Annotated in this window: 12 protein-coding genes; 11 read left to right on the top strand and 1 reads right to left on the bottom strand. The window is 56.1% G+C overall.

Features of this window, described 5'->3' with window-relative positions; translation table 11 throughout:
- The first annotated feature begins 6 nt into the window (after positions 1 to 6).
- The 4 genes from E9954_RS09400 to E9954_RS09385 are packed head-to-tail and all read left to right on the top strand — an operon-like array spanning position 7 to position 5,583.
- A complete protein-coding gene (locus E9954_RS09400) occupies positions 7 to 1,818 on the top strand; it encodes a sulfatase-like hydrolase/transferase (protein ID WP_136078924.1) in 1,812 nt (603 codons plus the stop codon).
- Entirely contained in the window at positions 1,815 to 3,152 is a 1,338-nt protein-coding gene (locus E9954_RS09395; protein WP_136078923.1) for a glycoside hydrolase family protein, read from the top strand. The genes E9954_RS09400 and E9954_RS09395 overlap by 4 nt, the downstream gene beginning before the upstream one ends.
- Complete coding sequence (locus E9954_RS09390; protein WP_136078922.1) at positions 3,149 to 4,630, top strand: sulfatase family protein; 1,482 nt, start codon at positions 3,149 to 3,151, stop codon at positions 4,628 to 4,630. Before E9954_RS09395 ends, E9954_RS09390 begins: the two co-directional genes overlap by 4 nt.
- A complete protein-coding gene (locus E9954_RS09385; protein WP_136078921.1) occupies positions 4,630 to 5,583 on the top strand; it encodes a hypothetical protein in 954 nt (317 codons plus the stop codon). The genes E9954_RS09390 and E9954_RS09385 overlap by 1 nt, the downstream gene beginning before the upstream one ends.
- A 1-nt stretch (position 5,584) precedes the next feature.
- Here E9954_RS09385 and E9954_RS09380 read toward each other — a convergent pair whose 3' ends face one another.
- The gene (locus E9954_RS09380; protein WP_136078920.1) at positions 5,585 to 8,062 is read right to left on the bottom strand and encodes a hypothetical protein; all 2,478 of its coding nucleotides are present in this window, start codon (positions 8,060 to 8,062) and stop codon (positions 5,585 to 5,587) included.
- Between the two features lie 251 nt (positions 8,063 to 8,313).
- Between E9954_RS09380 and E9954_RS09375 the strand changes: the two genes are divergently transcribed.
- From E9954_RS09375 to E9954_RS09345, 7 genes are all read left to right on the top strand, one after another.
- Positions 8,314 to 9,783 (top strand): nucleoside hydrolase-like domain-containing protein, encoded by a 1,470-nt coding sequence (locus E9954_RS09375; RefSeq protein ID WP_168442119.1) that lies wholly within the window; start codon positions 8,314 to 8,316, stop codon positions 9,781 to 9,783.
- 156 nt (positions 9,784 to 9,939) lie between these two features.
- Positions 9,940 to 11,331, top strand: coding sequence for a sulfatase-like hydrolase/transferase (locus tag E9954_RS09370; RefSeq protein ID WP_136078918.1), 1,392 nt, complete (start codon positions 9,940 to 9,942; stop codon positions 11,329 to 11,331).
- A gap of 10 nt (positions 11,332 to 11,341) precedes the next feature.
- Positions 11,342 to 12,523 (top strand): cellulase family glycosylhydrolase, encoded by a 1,182-nt coding sequence (locus E9954_RS09365; protein WP_136078917.1) that lies wholly within the window; start codon positions 11,342 to 11,344, stop codon positions 12,521 to 12,523.
- A 4-nt stretch (positions 12,524 to 12,527) separates the two neighbouring features.
- Positions 12,528 to 13,934: a sulfatase family protein gene (locus E9954_RS09360; RefSeq protein WP_222847123.1), complete on the top strand. Its 1,407-nt coding sequence runs from the start codon at positions 12,528 to 12,530 to the stop codon at positions 13,932 to 13,934.
- A 125-nt stretch (positions 13,935 to 14,059) separates the two neighbouring features.
- On the top strand, positions 14,060 to 15,451 hold the full coding sequence (locus E9954_RS09355) for a sulfatase (protein ID WP_136078916.1): 1,392 nt from the start codon (positions 14,060 to 14,062) through the stop codon (positions 15,449 to 15,451).
- Between the two features lie 9 nt (positions 15,452 to 15,460).
- Positions 15,461 to 16,501, top strand: a complete 1,041-nt coding sequence (locus E9954_RS09350) for a family 43 glycosylhydrolase (protein ID WP_136078915.1) — start codon at positions 15,461 to 15,463, stop codon at positions 16,499 to 16,501.
- 19 nt (positions 16,502 to 16,520) lie between these two features.
- On the top strand, positions 16,521 to 17,399 hold the full coding sequence (locus E9954_RS09345) for a family 43 glycosylhydrolase (protein WP_168442118.1): 879 nt from the start codon (positions 16,521 to 16,523) through the stop codon (positions 17,397 to 17,399).
- The last annotated feature ends 13 nt before the right edge of the window (positions 17,400 to 17,412 follow it).

The following is a 17,412-nucleotide window of genomic DNA, read 5'->3' as shown; positions in this document are numbered from 1 at the left end:
CGCACCATGAAAAGCCATCTGAAGTTTGCATGGGCGTTGGTGCTGTCGGCCTGCTGCCTTGCCGCGGCGGCCAAACCGGCGGCGGAAAATGTGTTGTTCATCATCTTCGACGACATGAACGATTGGGTGGGCTATCTCAGCCGGGAGGGGCGCGATAATCCGCTGGTGCCGCTGATCCCGGACGAGGCCAGGCGCAAGGCGGTCATCGATTGGATCACGCCGAACATGGATAAGCTTGCCTCCGAGGGGGTGGCGTTCACGCAGGCGCATGCCAACTTTCCGCTTTGCGGGCCGTCGCGGGCTTCGTTCCTGTCCGGCAAGCTGCCGACGTCCACCGCCTTCTTCAGCAACGAGCAGAATTTTCGCGAAGTGGCCGAGGGCGGATCGGAGATCGTGACCTTGCCGGAATATCTGAAGCAACAGGGTTTCCTGAGCGTGGAGGCGGGGAAGGTGTTCCACAAGCAGCGGGGCGGGCAGCCCGGCCCATCGCACCCGCAGTCCGACCCGCAGAGCTGGTCGGTTCAGAACGTGGAGTGGTGCGGCATGTGGTGGAACTTTCCGCCGGTGCAAGAAAACGGGAAGCACTATTCCGGCAACCCGTGGCGCTATGCGCCCGAGACGACCTTCGGGGAATATCAGGCCAAGGGCGAAGCGGCGGCGGTCTTGCCGCTGAAGGATCGGTGGCACAACGGCTATTTTACGATCGACTATTTCGCCGATAATTTTTGCTTCGGTCACCTGCCGGGCCTGGACGATGAACGATACGCACGGAAGAACCGCCTCTCGGAACAGCAGACCTTCGACTATAAACATGCGGCGTTTGTTTCGGCCTTCCTCAACCAGAAGGTCGGGAAAAAGCAGAAGTTCAAGTATGATGCCGCGCCGCTCACGACCGACCTGCGCGAGGGGGTTCCCTCGCTCGGGAAAGGCCAACGCTTCTTCATGGCGGCGGGTATGTTCCTGCCGCACGATCCCTATATTACACCGAAGTCGTACCATGATGAGCTGTCAGAGTTTCTCAGCCTCGATGATATTGCCACGGGCAACATCGATGCGCTCAATGCCATGATGTATGAGGATGAAGAGTGGGCGCTGGGGCGCGGGGCGAAATCGGTGGCCCATGTTTCGCAGCTGCACCAGGGGTTTGTGAAAGCCTCGAAGGAAAACACCGGCGATGCTTCCCGATACTGGCGGGAATGCGTCTTCAGCTATCTGGCCTGTCTGAAGTTTGCGGATGACCGACTGGGGCAGTTGATGGAAGGGCTGGAGAAGTCGGCGTTTGCAGACAACACCGCCATTGTGCTGTGCGGGGACAACGGGTTGCATCTGGGTTCGCATGAGCACTGGTCGAAGATTTCTCTTTGGAGCGAGGCCACGCATGTGCCGCTGATTATTAAGGCGCCGGGGGTGAACCCGGGGATCTGCCGCGAGACTGTGAGTCTGGTGGATCTGTATCCGACCATGCTGGATCTGCTGGGGCTGGATGCTCCGGCGAATGCGCAGAAGCTGGATGGTACGAGTCTGATGCCGCAGCTGGCGGATGCATCGGCAGGGCGGCATGAGCCGGTGGTGATCGGCTACAGTACCTACGGGCTTCCATTCTGCTATGCGGTGGATGATGGCGAGTGGCGTTTGCAGGATTATCGAAACGTGGATGGAAAGACGTTTGTGCTCTACGATCTGGAAAATGATCCGATGGAGTCCATCGATCTGATGCCCGATCTGGAAAAGAATCCCCAGGCGCGCGCGGCGTACGAGCGTTTAAGGCGCTACCTTGACCGGCATCTGGTCGGGAAGGCCTCGCAGAAAAAACAATGAGCCGCCTTTTAATATTCTGTTTGTTTTGTTCGATGAGTGCCTGCGCCAAGGTCTGGGTTTATCCTGGCGCGGCGGAGGAGCTGCGGTCACCGGTTTATAAAGTGACGGTTAAGCAGGGGCGGGAAAGGTATGAGTCGTTTGTCTATGCCGATGCCAATAAATTTGAGAAGCACGCAAAGCATCTGACCGACTGGAACCACTGGACAACGTTTTCCTTTGATGCCCCGATTCAGGTGGTGGTCGAGGTGCTTAAAGGCGATCCGGGAAATTGCGTTATCCAACCTCTGGAAAAAAAGATCCGGCACCATGAGCAAGGAAACCGGATCGGTTTTCAGCTGGATCAACCGGCCAAGCTGTTCATCCATTTCGAGGGCATGCCGGAGGATCCGCTTTTCATTTTTGCCGATGCGCCGGAGGAGGTGCCGGACAGGAACGATCCGAACGTGGTGTGGTTCGAGCCGGGTATTCATGAGATCGGCAGGCAATATGCCTTGGAGAGCGGCAAGACCTACTATCTGGAAGGCGGTTCCTATCTGAAAGGTTCCATGTATGGCCGGGATTTGAGCAACGTCACCATTCGCGGGCGGGGCATTCTTTCGGGGGAGGACATTCCGCACATGGGCTACAAGGAGCATAAGTTTGCGGGTGTTGGCATCCGTATGCAGGACAATGGCCGGAACCAGTTGATCGAAGGCATCACGTTCATCAATCCATCGATGTATTGCATCCAGGCTTATTCCAGTCCGCTCGTCACCCGCAACATCAAGTGCTTCGGCTGGTGGTATGAAACGGACGGGTGGGTCGGCGGCGATGGCTCACTGTTGGAGGACTCCTTCTTCAAGGTGAACGACGACGTGGTGAAGCTGTATCATAGCAATGTGGTCGTCCGCGATCTCGTGATCTACCACCAGTTCAACGGAGCGCCGTTTCAGCTGGGGTGGAGCAGCGAGAGCGCAGAAGATGTGAAGGTTGAACATATTGATATTGTTAAGAGCGAACCGTTCAACAGCCGGGTGTTCAACAGTAATAGAACCATGATCAATCGCCGCCGCGGCACGCCAGGTTCGGTCTCGAAAAATTTTCTCTTCACTGATATCCGGATTGATCAGGATATCTCCGCCGTCATTGGCATCAGCACCGAAGGACGGATAGAAAACTTCACACTCCGGAATGTCACCATCAGCGGAAAACAGAATTTTGAAAGCTTCCTGCAGGGCGGGGATATAAAGAACATCAGTTTCCAGTCATTGGAAATAGGAAATAAACGCATCCGCAAAGCCGCGGATATCGACCTCCAAACCCAGGGAAGTGTTTCAGGAGTAACCTTCAAATGATGAAAAAATGGTTGTTGGGAATTCTTATGGCATCGGTATCTGTTTTTGCAGATGACCGCCCGAATATTCTCTGGATCTATGCCGAGGACATCAACGCCGGATTCTTTTCGTGCTATGGCTCGAAGAATTCAACGCCGCATATCGACAAGCTGGCGGGAAACGGGGTGCGGTTTGAAAAGTGTTTTGTTCCGTCACCGGTCTGTTCGGCTTCACGGTCGGCTTTGATTACGGGTATGATGCCGACAACGATCGGGGTGCACAACCACCACAGTTCGCGCACGGTGCATTCGACGCACTATCTGCCTGAGTATATCGAAACCCTGCCGGAGCTGTTCCGCGAGGCGGGCTACCACGTCTTCAACCACGGCAAGGACGACTATAACTTTATGTATCGTCGGCAGGATTTCTACACCGGTACCGATATCCCAAGCTACTGGTATACCTGGGAGGGCACCGGTTCATGGAAAGATCGTAAAGAAGGCCAGCCGTTCTTCGGGCAGATTAACGTCGAGGGCGGCAAGGCTTCGATGAGCTGGGGCGTCTACGATGCCTTCAAAGACCGGTCTGATCCGGCAAAGGTTGATGTGCCGCCATACTATCCCGATCATCCCGTCATCCGGAAAATGATTGCCGAGACCTGGGACTGCGCGCGTATTACGGACAATGATGTGGCGGGTATCCTGGCGGAACTGGAGAAGGACGGCCTGCTGGATAACACGATCGTATTCTTCTTTGCCGACCATGGCTTCAAAGGGCCGCGCCACAAGCAGTTTTGCTACGATGGCGGACTGCACGTTCCTCTGATCATTTCCAATCCCCGGAAAGAAGGCGGGGAGGTGAGGAAGGACATGGTGAGCAGTCTGGACGTATCGGCGACCTGTCTGGCGCTGGCCGGAATTCCGATCCCGGAACACATGGAGAGCCGGGATTTGTTTGCTGAAGGCTACAAACGCGACTATGTCATCTCCACGCGTGACCGATGCGACTTCACAATCGACCGCATCCGTTCGGTACGGACGGAACAGTTTAAGTATATCCGCAACTGCAAGACCGACCGTCCGCTCATGCAGGCGAACTACCGCGAGTCGCGCGTCGAGTTAAAGCTGATGCGCCAGCTGCATGCCGAGGGCAGGTTAACCCCGGAACAGGATCAGTTCTGGCAGGAGGAGCGCATGCCGGAAGAACTCTATGATCTGGAAAACGATCCGCACGAAATCCATAACCTCGTGAACGATCCGGAATACAAGGCCGATCTGGAAACGCTGCGCGCGATTTTGGATGACTGGATCAAGGAAACGGACGACCAGGGGCAGTATCCGGAGAATCCCGAAGACCTGCGTTATATGATGCAGCGATGGGGCGATCAATGCACCGCGCCCGAATACGAGGCCGCACGTTCGACCCCGCTGCCCGGCTCACCGGAAAAGCGGGTGCTCGACAACGCAAAGCGTGATGCCGCCCGGAGGGTGGGGACGTGATGGTTGTTAAGTTGATGGTTGCCGGGGGGCTGTTGGGCATCTGTTCCGCAAGTGCCGATCAACTATCAATTACCAACGCATCAACCCGAGTCGTTCTCGACTCGACCGGCGGACGGTTGACGGAATATTCGCTGAACGGAAATAACATTCTCTATGTCGATCCGGCCATCGGTGACTGGGCATGGGATGGCAAGGGCTACAAGGAATTGGACGGTGGACGTTGTGATATCAGCGGTGGAGGGAGCACACCGAAGCATTTTGATCTGTGGCTGGGGGAATGGAAACTGGAGCACACGGGCGATTTTTCGATGCGTGCAACCAGCGTGGTGAATGAGGAACTGGGTGTGCAGCTGGTTCGGGATTTCCAGCTGTCGGAAAACAGCTCGGAGCTGAAGTTTACCCAGACCATCAAAAATAGTTCCAATGTACGGAAGCGCTATGCCCATTTTTCCCGGACGTTTGTGACGGGCGACGGCACCTGCATAGTGCCGCTGAATCCAAACAGCCGATTTCCGAAAGGCTATGTGCAGTTTGGCGGAAGCTATACTAACCAATCGGTGCTGCTGCATCCGCCGGACGATCCGGCCATTGAAGTGGTGGAGGCAACGCCTCCTCATGGAGGGGCGCTCGCTGAGCGCCCGGGCAGACAGCGTCTGCCCCTCCAGCAGGGTAATGTCCTCCTCATAAATGCTCCGCCGGAACTTCCAAAGCTTGGAATTGATTCCGAGGCGGGGTGGATGGCGTTCCACAGTAAACGCGGTTTGCTGTTCACGAAGCGGTTCCCGTTTTATCCGGATCGGGCGTATGCCGAACCGACGGCGCATGCGGTGACGGTTTGGTATAAAGGGGGTCGTTGCGAAATGGAACCCATGGGGCCTTGGGACTGGATTGAACCAGGAGCCTCGTCTTCGTTCACGGAAACGTGGACGCTGGAGCAGCGCCCGTCCGAATAGCCTAAAGGGAGCCGGCCTCGAAGTTGTCCGCATAGCCGGAGCCGGCATAGTTGTAGCCGAAGCCAACCTGCCCGCCGCTGAAGGTAGTGTTAGTGTGAGAGCCGGAGAACAACGGGGTTGCTGTTCCGGAGGGAGACCCATCCCGTTCATTGAGTTCAATGTCATAAACCTTGTTTGAAGCCGTGTATTCCACGCGGATCGTATACCATTTCTGGTTCACCAAATCGGTGCTGACCGTTCCGACAACGGAATTGCTCTCCACCCCTCCGGTGATCTCGGTGAAGTTGATCGTGTCATCTGTGGTACTGAAGTGAATGAACGCATGGTTGTCGATATCCGTGTAGTGCACGATCAGGCCATATTCATTGACCGATGTTCGGAAGGTGATTTCCGCATAGTGGTTGCCCGAGCCGATGTAGGCTGCGCTGTTCAATATATGCCGGTTTTTGCCCGCACTGAAGTCGACCACCTGGCTGCCGGATTGCGCGCCGATTGCTGCATCGTTGCCGAGGGGGGTTGACCACACGCCGGTATCATTGAGCAGTGTGCCGATGCTGTAATTTTCAAAGGTGTCGATGAATTCGGAAACAACAGGTGTGTCGATCAGGGTGGCGATGCGGTAGAAGCCGGAAGTTCCAGCCGCTGGAAGTTCCAGTGCCTGGAACTTTTTGGTCGGGGAGAAGGGCAGGCCGACCGGGCTCCAGGTTCCGTTGGTGAGGTGGTCGGTGGATTCGAGCTGATAAGCGAGGTCGGGGAAGACTTCCCATTCGGTCTGGATGGTGCTGTTGGTAACGAGTCCCATTTCATAGAGCCGGGCTTCGCGCATTTCCGGATAGAAGAGCAGGCGGCCGGTTTTGGGTTCCATGGAAATCTGGGTGATGAGATTGCTGGTCATGGGGTCGAACCACTGCCCGTCGAGGCTGACGGTGTGGGTGGTGCTGTCGCTCGGGTTGGCGAGCACAATGCCGTTTTCAAACTCGCGTCTGAAGACTTCGGTGCTGCCAACTTGGTAGTTCATCAGGTTGTGGGCGGCTTCTGTTTCCGTTGGACGCCCGATGTCCCACTGGAAGAAACGGGGGAGGTAAACATATTTCGCTCCGTCGGGCCCCACAAGGGGCGTGAAGCCGATCTGGGTGAAGATGCGGTCATCCGGCTCGACGATCACGGCCATGAGGTAGGTGGCATAGCCATACAGCAGCACCTGGTTTCGGAAGGCATCAGACTCCGCCGAAAAGTTGCGGTTGTCGACACCCCCGTCGAGCATCAGCGGGCGGGCACTGTACTGCTGTTCGCCCATGAACATCATCGATTCCACATGTTCGAGCCAGTTGTTGTTGCTTGTCCAGTTGAACTCCTTGCCCGAATCACCGCCGGAGCCATAGCCGCCGACGGTATTTTCCTGGGCGAAGCCATCGATCGGCCGTGGCTTTTCGGTCGTGGCGCGAAGTAGGTTGAGCCTGGCGCTGAAGTTGTCGGTGGGATGCAGGACATTGTTGCCCCAGATGACGGGGTAGTCGCCGCGCCGTGCATAAAACTCGTTCTGGATAAAATCGATGCCCTCGTTGGTTCCAACGGATTCCTCGGTTTCCGTCTGAACGGTATTGTCGAAAATGTTCCACTCGCGGCCGCTCAATCCTCCGCCATCCATGCGGTTGCGGGAAAGGCCGCCTTCGATAATGTCGATCCATACCCCGCCGCCGCGGTTGTCGTATTCCATAAGAATACGGTTGAGGATATCATAGTAGCGCATTTCGTTATTCGGGTTGGTGCGGTAGTCGAAACGCGAACTACCGGAAGGGTCGGGATCGGTTCCATAGACGGGAGCCGCAACAGCCGATCCCGAAGCGTGGGCGGAAGCAGTCGTGCCGTCCCATCCGCGGGTTACCGTCAGGGTATTGCCGGACACGTTTTCGATACGCATGAATTCGCCTTCAACCACGAGCCAGGTCACATATTCCCAAGCCGATCCGTTGTGGGTGGCATAGGTTGCGCCCGGCGCCGCCGTGCTGGCGAATACGGAGCCCAACGCATCGTTGACGGTGATGGTGGTCTGGGCATCATCGATGGCCGAAGCGAGGTTGGCAAAGCGGTAGTAGAGGAACTGATCCTTGAAGTCGCGCTCGATATCTTCCTGGCTGTATTCCGTATCGGGATTTGTTTCGTCGATATATTTGATGTTGTTCACCCGCCAGTTGCCGACATAGGGCACCAGCTCGAAGTCGGGGTTGAGGTTGGTGATCGTGTTCCAATCATTGGAATCCCAGTTGGGGTTGCCATAGCAGGCGTTGAAGTTGCGCGCGACAATATCGATTTCATCCGCCGTCCAGACCGGGTCGGGGCCCTGCTCGCCCATGTAGAGCGGGTAGGGGGATTCGTTTTCGTTATAGGTCGCAACAAACTGATCCGGCAGCGGCTGTGCGGTCAGGTTGAGTGCGGCGGTCAAGCTCAGCACGATGGCGGTGGTGTCTCTAAAATACATTACAGTTGCCCCGATTAACGGATTCAATGTAAGGCCCTTGCCGTTGGTTGTATATCCGGGATAGCGCAGGTTTTTGCAGGTTTTGCGTAATGGCTGGAATTCTTTGTGTTTCAATGGCTGGAAAAACGCATTGCTTTGTGGAATGTTCATACCACCAACATAGGGAGGTTGTTATGGAACGATGGGGGATTTCACAAGAGTGTCGCTGCGCTTGTCTCCAAGCGGGGCGGCGTCTGTCTGGAGGGCTGACGATGAGAAGCTTGTTCCTGATTCTCGCTATTGCGGTCGCGGCTTCATCCATCGCCTATGCGGAGGAGCGGATCAACGCCCGAAAACACCGGCTGATCATTTTGGCCGACATGGGCAATGAGCCGGACGAAGAGCAGCAGATGATGCATATGCTCATGTACAACAACGAGTTCGATCTCGAAGGGCTGATTGCGGTGTCCGGCAAGTTCCTGCGGCCGGAGGCGAAGCAGGAATACAGGCGCAACCTCCACCCCGAGCTGTTCCTCCGGCTGATCGACGGTTACGAAAAGGTGCTGCCCAACCTGAAGCTCCATGCCGACGGATGGCACGAGCCGGACGGTTTGCGCCGCATCGTGGCCACGGGGCAGAAGGGCTATGGCATCGGCGACATCGGGAAAGGCCGGGCATCGCCCGGCTCGCGGCTGATCACAACCTCCGTGCTGAAGGACGACCCCCGTCCGATCTACGTGGTGGTCAATGCCGGCGCCAACACGCTGGCGCAGGCGTTGCTCGACTATCGCGCCAGCCATACGCCGGAGGAGACCGAGGCGTTCGTCAATAAACTCATGGTCTATGAAAACGGGTCGCAGGACGATGCGGGGGCGTGGATCAACCATGAGTTTCCTTCCATCCATTGGATCCGCAGCAACTGGCAAACCTATGGCTACATGGGCGACTACCGGCGCACGATCGGGCCGTATGTCTGGAAGCCGTATCCATTTTCGGCCGAAGGCCAGCATCAATGGGCGAAGGAAAACATCCAGACCGGGCACGGTGCGCTGGGCGAACTCTATCCCGATCGTTTCCATGGTAAAGGCACGCTCGAAGGCGGCGGCACCACGCCCTGGCTGGGGCTGATCACACGCGGGCTCCATGATCCGTGGCACCCGCATTGGGGCGGCTGGAGCGGGCGCTACACGAAGGAAAAGCAGAAGAACATACTTTCCCGCCACAAGGACATTGCACCGACCGATCAAAAGCATACGCCGTTTCATGTGTTTGCCGATGCGGTCGATACGTGGACGTTTGACGGTGAAACATTCAACGACGATCTCACGCCGATCCATCGCTGGCGGCAGCATATTCTTGGGGACTTCAAGGGGCGTATGGACTGGTGCGTCGAACCGTTCGGAAAGGCCAACCATAACCCGGTGGCGGTGGTCGATGGCAACTCGAGCCGCACCATCCGGGTGGTGCATGCCAGGCCGGGAGAGACGTTGTCATTCGATGCGTCGGCCTCCTCCGACCCCGACAACGGGCAAACGCTTTCCTTCAAGTGGTGGATTTATCCAGAAGCCGGAACCTGCACCAAAACACCTGCTTTGGAAGGGGCGGATCGTCCGCATTGCAAGCTGATGGTTCCGGCCGATGCCGGCGGATCCGAGATCCACCTGATCCTCGACGTAGCCGACAACTGCCCAATCGCGGTGATGCGGGATTATCGGCGGTTTGTGGTTCGCGTGGCCGACTGAGCTGTCACTAGTTTATGCTACACCGCGCCATTTGACGCGCCCGTTTGTGCAACGTACATTCCAGGTTGTTGCGTAATAACAGGAAAAGATTGCGCCTTCCGGGATGGTTGAATCGGCGTCGGTTTGAAACCATCAGGCGTTTTGCTGGAGCATTGCATGAACATAAAATGGATACTGTTGTTCGTTGGCCTGAGTGCGGCTGCGTTTGCTGCGAAGCCCAACGTGGTCATGATCTTCATCGACGACATGGGCTATGGCGATATCGGCGTATATGGCAACACCGAGGTGCCGACGCCGAACATGGATCGGCTGGCCCGGGAAGGGCGGAGATTCACCAACTTCTATGTCAATTCCCCGATCTGCTCGCCGTCGCGCGTGGCGCTGAATACGGGAATCTATCCGCAGCGCGAACGGATTCACTCCTTCTTCAACAACCGCGCGAGCCACAAGCAACGGAAGATGCCCGACTACCTGAACCCCGACCGCTTTACCTATGCCAGGATGCTGAAGGCCAACGGCTATGCCACGGCCCATTTCGGCAAGTGGCACATGGGCGGCGGGCGCGATGTCGGCGATGCGCCGTTGCCCCGGGCCTATGGCTATGAAGAGTCGCTGGTGTCCTTCGAAGGACTGGGCGACCGCATCATCTGGTCGCGAAAAGGGCTGCAGGGAAAAAGCATGAAGTTGGGGCGGGGCGAGTTGATTGAGTTGCCAAAACACAAGACCACCGAAACCTATGTCGACCGCGCCATCGACTTTATGGGTCGCAACAAGGATCGGCCGTTTCTTGTGAACGTGTTTCCGAACGATGTCCACGATGGACATGAGCCCTCTCAACAGCAGCTCGCGAAATGGAAGGGCAGGGGGCGCGGCGAATATGACGAAAGGTTCTTTGCGGTGCTCGACGAAATGGATCGGCAGATCGGGCGTCTGCTGAAGGCGATCGACGAGACCGGCTTGGCGGAAAACACCATCGTGATTCTGACCAGCGACAATGGCCCGACCGATTGGAAACGCTACTACGATGCCAAGGTCGAACCACCGGGATACACGGGGCCGTTCTTCGGCCGGAAATGGAGTTTGTATGAGGGCGGAATCCGGATGCCTTTCATGATCCGTTGGCCGGCAAAAATCAAAGCCGGAACGGTTGACGAAAGCACCGTCATGTGTGCCGTCGATCTGCTTCCAAGCCTGGGAACCCTGACTGGATCCGGAATCCCCGCCGGAACCGAACTGGATGGTTCCGACATGTCGGCGGCCTTGCTCGGAAAACCAATGGCAAGAAAGCCGGTCTTCTGGGAATACGGCACCTACGGCAGTATTGATCCGGGCAGGCCGGAACACATCAGCCCGAAGCTGGCCATGCGCGACGGCGACTGGAAACTGCTGATGAACCAGGATGGTTCGGAGCTGAAGCTGTTTAATTTGAAGGAAGATAAAGGCGAAACCACCAACATGGCGAAGCAGCATCCCGAAAAGGTGCAGGCCATGAAGCCGCAGCTCGCCGGCTGGTGGAAGGAAATGGATAACTATTACGAAGGGTATTAAGGAGGTTCCAATGATTGGAAAAAAACGTTTGATGGCTGTAGCACTATGGTCAGCAATAGCATCGGTGGCTGAAGTGACCGTCGAGACGGTGCCGGGGCGCTGGTCGGTCGAAAAGGCGAAGGCCTGGTATGCAGAACAACCGTGGCTGGTGGGCTGCAACTATATTCCGGCGAATGCGATCAACCAGCTGGAGATGTGGCAGGCGGAAAGTTTTGATCCGGCGATCATCAAAAAGGAGCTGGATCTGGCGCAGTCGATCGGCTTCAACACACTGCGCGTCTATCTGCACGATGTGGTCTGGGGCGCGGACGAGCAGGGGCTCTATACGCGAATGGATCAGTTTTTAGAGATGTGTTCCAAGCGCGGTATAAAACCGTTGTTGGTGTTTTTCGACGACTGCCATCACCCATTTCCAGTGCTTGGAAAGCAGCCGTTGCCGGTGCCTGAATACCACAACTCCGGCTGGTTGAACTCGCCGGCGCGCGATGTGGCCACCGCCTATTCGCAGGGCAAGGCCTCCGAAGCCGACAAAGCGCGGCTGGAGGGCTATGTGAAGAAAACCATGGAGCGTTTCAAAAACGATGACCGGGTATTGGCCTGGGAACTCTATAACGAGCCGGGGCGCGGACGCGGCCTGGGCGGCGACATGGGTTCCAAGAAAGCAAAGGGGGCATTCGGCGATGCCAGCGCCAAGCTGCTGATGGATGCCTGGCGCTGGGCGCGTTCGGTGAATCCGAGCCAGCCGGTGATGTCCTGCGCGGAAGGCAGTGTGGGGGAAAAGAACATTGAAATCGGCAAGATTAATTCGGATGTCATTTCGTGGCATTCCTACAACAACGGGGTGATCGAAAAACTGTGCAAGGAATACGCGGAGCTTGGCCGTCCATCCCTTTGCACCGAATACATGGCGCGGCCGAGCAGCACCTTCCAGGAGGCGTTGCCGACGCTGAAGAAATACAATGTGGGCGCCTTCAACTGGGGCTTTGTGGCGGGCAAGACCGGCTGCGTCTATCCCTGGGCAAGCCGCAAGGGCAAGAACGTCGACGAGCTGCGCGAGCAGGGCGTGGTGTGTGAAACGATTGAGGATATGCCGTATCCAAAGGTCTGGTTCCACGAAATCTTCTATCCAGACCACACCCCTTTCGATCCGGCCGAAATCGAGTGCATCAAAACACACACCGGAGCGAAGTGAATTTATGACCACGAAATACACCAAATACACGAAGCAGAGCATGCACGGGCTTTTCGTGTGTTTAGTGTGTTTCGTGGTTTCTTTATCTGTCTCCGCTGATAGACCGAATTTTCTGTTGTTCCTGGCGGACGATTGCTCGTGGCATGATTTCGGGTGCTATGGGAACCGCGATGTAAAGACGCCGAACATCGATGCGTTGGCGCAGCGGGGCATGCGGTTCATGCATTGCTACAATTCCGCGCCGATGTGCGCGCCGACCCGGATGAGTTTGTTTACGGGCTTGCATCCGGTGCGCAACGGCGGGCATCCCAACCACAGCCGGGTTTATGACCACGTTAAAAGTGTGCCGCACTATCTTCGCCCGCTCGGCTACGACGTCGCGCTCATCGGGAAAACGCACCATGCCCCGCCCGAAAACTTTCCGTTCGATTTTCTGGGCGGGGTTCATCATGACACCGGTAAAGGTGTTGATCTGGAGCTGGGGAAGATTGATGAATACCTGGGGGCGAGAGGTGATAAACCGTTCTGTTTGATGGTGCAGTCGAACCAGCCCCACGCGCCGTGGACGCGGGGCGATGCCTCTGTTTACCATGCAAAGAAGCTGGCGCTTCCGCCTTACATGGTCGATACGCCGGAGACGCGTGAGGCGATGACGAAATATTATGCCGAGATCACCTACATGGACAGCCAGCTCGGCTACTGCCTCCAATCATTGGAAAAACATGGACTGGAAAAAAACACGCTGGTGGTTTTCCTGTCGGAGCAGGGCTCCAACTTCCCGCATTGCAAATGGACGTGCTATGATTCGGGGCTGCGGTCGGCTGGAATTTTCCAATGGTTGGAACAGGTTGAACCGTCCGTTTCAGAAGCCATGATCCAGTATGTGGATATTCTACCGACATTCATCGAACTCGCTGGAGGGAATGTCGAATCAAATGATTTTGATGGAAAGAGCCTTGTTCCGGTGCTGGCTGGAACATCGGATAAACTCCATGATTATGTTTTCGGCATGCAGACCACGCGCGGTATCCATGCCGGATCGGATGCCTATGGAATCCGCACGGTGCGGGACAAGCGGTTCCGTCTGATCTGGAACCTCAACCCTGAAGGCGAGTTCCGGAATTCGGTAACCAAGGGCTTCAAGCCGTTTAAGTCGTGGGAGAAAAAGGCGCAATCGGGCGATGCCTTTGCGAAGGAGCAGGTTTCCAGATATCGGAAACGCCCGGAATTCGAACTCTACGACATGGAAAAAGACCCGTTTGAAATGCACAACCTGGCCGGAAACCCGGAATACAACATGGACATTGCCCGGCTGAAGAAGCACCTCGATAACTGGATGGAACAACAGGGCGACCGAGGCCGCGAAACGGAGATGGCGGCGCTGGAGCGGAAGCATTCGGATAGGCACTGAGCGTGGTTGCTCGAAAACAGGCTGCGCAAAAACGGGAAAATATTGCGGCATGCCGACTGGTCGTCCTGTCCGTCCTGCTTCACCATATTCGTTGATTCATATGGAAACTCATTCGGAGAGATTAGATGCAAAACCTTTTTTTCTATGCCGGGCTGATGTTGTTGGCAACGTTGACGAATGCATCGGAACGCCCGAATGTGTTGTTTATTTTTGCGGACGATATGAATTCCTATGCGGTGCGCGATTTGGGCGTTGAGGTCAAAACGCCGTATCTCGACAAGCTGAAGGATCAGTCGATCACGTTCGAGCATGCCCACTGCGCTGCGCCGGTATGCACGCCTTCGCGCGCGGCGATGTTTTCCGGCCTCTTTCCGCATACGACCGGTGTTTATCTCAACGGCAACGGCTTCTGGGAAAAGTCGGAGCTGATCAAAAACTGCGAGCCGTTCCCGGAGCTGTTCAAGCGCAGCGGCTATACCACATTCGGGCGCGGCAAGCTCACGCACGACAGTTCCAGCAAGGCCCATGATAAACGGATGTGGAGTACGCCTGAGACAGGGAACGGGGGCTTCGGCCCCTTCCCGGAAGAAGAGTTCCAGCTGTCTGGAAAATTTTTCAGTGTGAAGGAATGGGATGGCCCCGATACCGACTTCCCGGACGTGAAGTCGGCCGCTCAGGCCATTGGATTTCTGGAAAAGCACAAGGGCGATAAACCATTCATGATGATGGTCGGCCTGTGGCGGCCGCACACCCCCTTCACGGCGCCGAAACGCTTTTTCGACCTCTATGATCCGGCATCCCTGACGCTGCCCCCCGGTTATGTGGAGGGCGATATGGACGATGTGCCGCCGCGCGGCATCCACTATTCCCGCGTCTACGGTTCGCGCTGGGATAAGCATGGAGTTGCGAACGAAGCCGACTGGCGCCGGGTGCTGCACGGCTACCTCGCTTGCACGTCGTTTGCGGACGATACAACCGGGCGCATAATCGAGGCACTCGATGCCGCCGGGCTGGGGGAGAACACCATTGTCATCTTTTCCTCCGACAACGGATTCCATATGGGCGAGAAGCATCATTTTGGAAAATACACCCTTTGGGAAAACTCGGCTCAGGTTCCGTTTTTGGTGCGCATGCCGCAGAACAAAAATGCCGGGGCGACCTGTTCGGCCACCATTTCGCTGGTCGATCTGTATCCCACGCTCAAGGAACTCTGCTTGCTGGACGAACCGAAACACAAGCTCGATGGCGACAGCTTCGCCGCGCAGCTGCACGATCCTTCCAAGGGTTGGAACCGTCCGGCCATCACGAGCTATGCCGAGCACGAGGCAACCTTGCGCGACGAAACCTGGCGCTACATCCACTATGCCGACGGCACCGAGGAACTCTACAATTTGAAAAAAGATCCCTTTGAATTGACCAATCTGGCGACCAACCCCGAGACCAAAGCTGTTCGGGAAAAGTTAAAAGCCGAGTTGCCAAAAACCTTTGCCCCTAGTCAGGGCGGGCGCGACGGATAGGAGAATAAAGTGAAAAAAATAGTGGTTATGGCAGTCTGTTTGGCTACCGGTTCGTTTGCTGCTGATACACCGGAAAATATCGCTGCAAAATTTAAGAGTCGGGATGCGGCGATCCATTTGATGGACGACTGGATGCGCGATCCGTTCATCACCCGGGGGGCGGATGGATTTTTTTACCTGAGCTGCACGCGGCTGGATCATATTCCGGGGAAAATCCAGGGATTGGAAATCTGGCGTAGCAGGGATTTGAAAAGCTGGGAAAATTTTGGTGTGCCGTGGAGTGTTGAGGATTCGGCCTGGCTTCCGGAGGTTATTGCCAAAACAGATGTTAAACACGCGGCAAAAAAGTATCTCCTCTGGGCACCGGAAGTCTGGTTTGTGGATGGCCGCTGGATTGGTATGCATACATCCAACATCGGGATGGCCAATCTGTTTCAGAATGATTCCAAGGAGTTGAAGGGGCCATTCGTTGAACCGATGGGTATTGAACTGGGCCGTCGTCACGACCCTTCGCTGTTCGAGGATGACGATGGATCGCTCTGGCTGGTTTGGGGATGCGCACAGATTCAGCAGCTCAAGCCCGATATGAGCGGCTTCGTTGCGCAGCAACATAGCATTGGCCCCTCGAACCGCAAGCTGGGGCATGAGGGGTGTCAGATTATCAAAGTGGGCGATAAGTATGTGCTGTTCGGTACGGCCTGGAGCACGGATCAGATGCGACACGGCACCTACAACCTTTACTATTGCACAGCGGATCATATTACCGGCCCGTATGACGAACGGAAGTGGGTGGGCCGCTGCCTCGGACACGGCACGGTTTTCCAGGGGTTGGAAGGCGAGTGGTGGTGCACGGCATTCATCAATGGAAAATATGTAAAGCCCGGCGACAAGGTCTATGACCATGCCACCCCGGGAACGGCCTATACCTATAACCCGGCCGGACTGACGATTGTTCCGCTGGATATCAAAACGGTGAATGGCGAGGTGGTGATAGAAACCCGCGACCCACACTATGCCGCGCCGGGGCCCGACGAAGTACAGAAGTTTTAATTGCGAGGAGAAGAAGGAAATGAAGAAAGCGTTGTTGTTGATGGTTATTGGTTGTGCCGCGTTTCAGGCGCAGGCGAAGAATCCGATGTTCTGGGGCGCCGATCCGTCGGGGGTCGTGGCGCGGGACGGGCGTGTGTTTGTTTTTCCGACGTATGACCTCAAGGACTGGAGCGACCAGAAGTTCTGGGAATGCTGGTCATCTTCCGACCTGGTGAACTGGACGAACCACGGGAAGATTTTCGATACGGAAATGTCGGGGTGGGGCATCAACAACGCCTGGGCTCCGGACATCACCTTCAAAAATGGAAAGTATTATTTCTACTACTATTTCAACAACGGGAAGGAACACCCCGGCGGGGTCGGCGTGGCGATTGCGGACAAGCCGGAAGGGCCCTACAAGGAAGCGCTTGGCAAGATGCTGATCCGCTGGCACGACCCGTGTATCTTCAACGACGACGATGGCCGTTCCTATCTCTATGCCCAGAACAAGGTGCGTGAGCTGAACCCGGACATGGTCAGTTTCAAAGACCAGCAGGATATCAGACTCGAGATTGGCGAGGTGCCGGATAAATATGAGGCGACCTATGTCTTCAAGCGCAACGGGGTCTACTATTTTACCTATGCGAAAAAGTGGAACCATCTGATCTACTACACCGGCGATAATCCCAAGGGGCCGTTCACCTACCGCGGCGAGATCATGAAGCCTTATGGTGCCAACAACCACCATTCCATCATTGAGCATAACGGCAAGTGGATCATCTTCTACCACGAGTGGGCGCCGAAGGAGAGCGAGACCAGCCGCCGCCGGATCCGTGCCGAATGGCTGGAGTTTAATGACGATGGCACCATCAAGCTCGTGGAAGTCACCGAAGAGGGATTGTCACGGAAGATCGATTAAGCTTTGGCGGGAT

It is taken from the genome of Pontiella desulfatans, assembly GCF_900890425.1.
In the GTDB taxonomy this organism is placed as follows: Bacteria; Verrucomicrobiota; Kiritimatiellia; order Kiritimatiellales; family Pontiellaceae; genus Pontiella; species Pontiella desulfatans.
The sequence above is the reverse complement of the archived record's forward strand: the minus strand, read 5'-3'. Positions and strand labels throughout refer to the sequence as shown.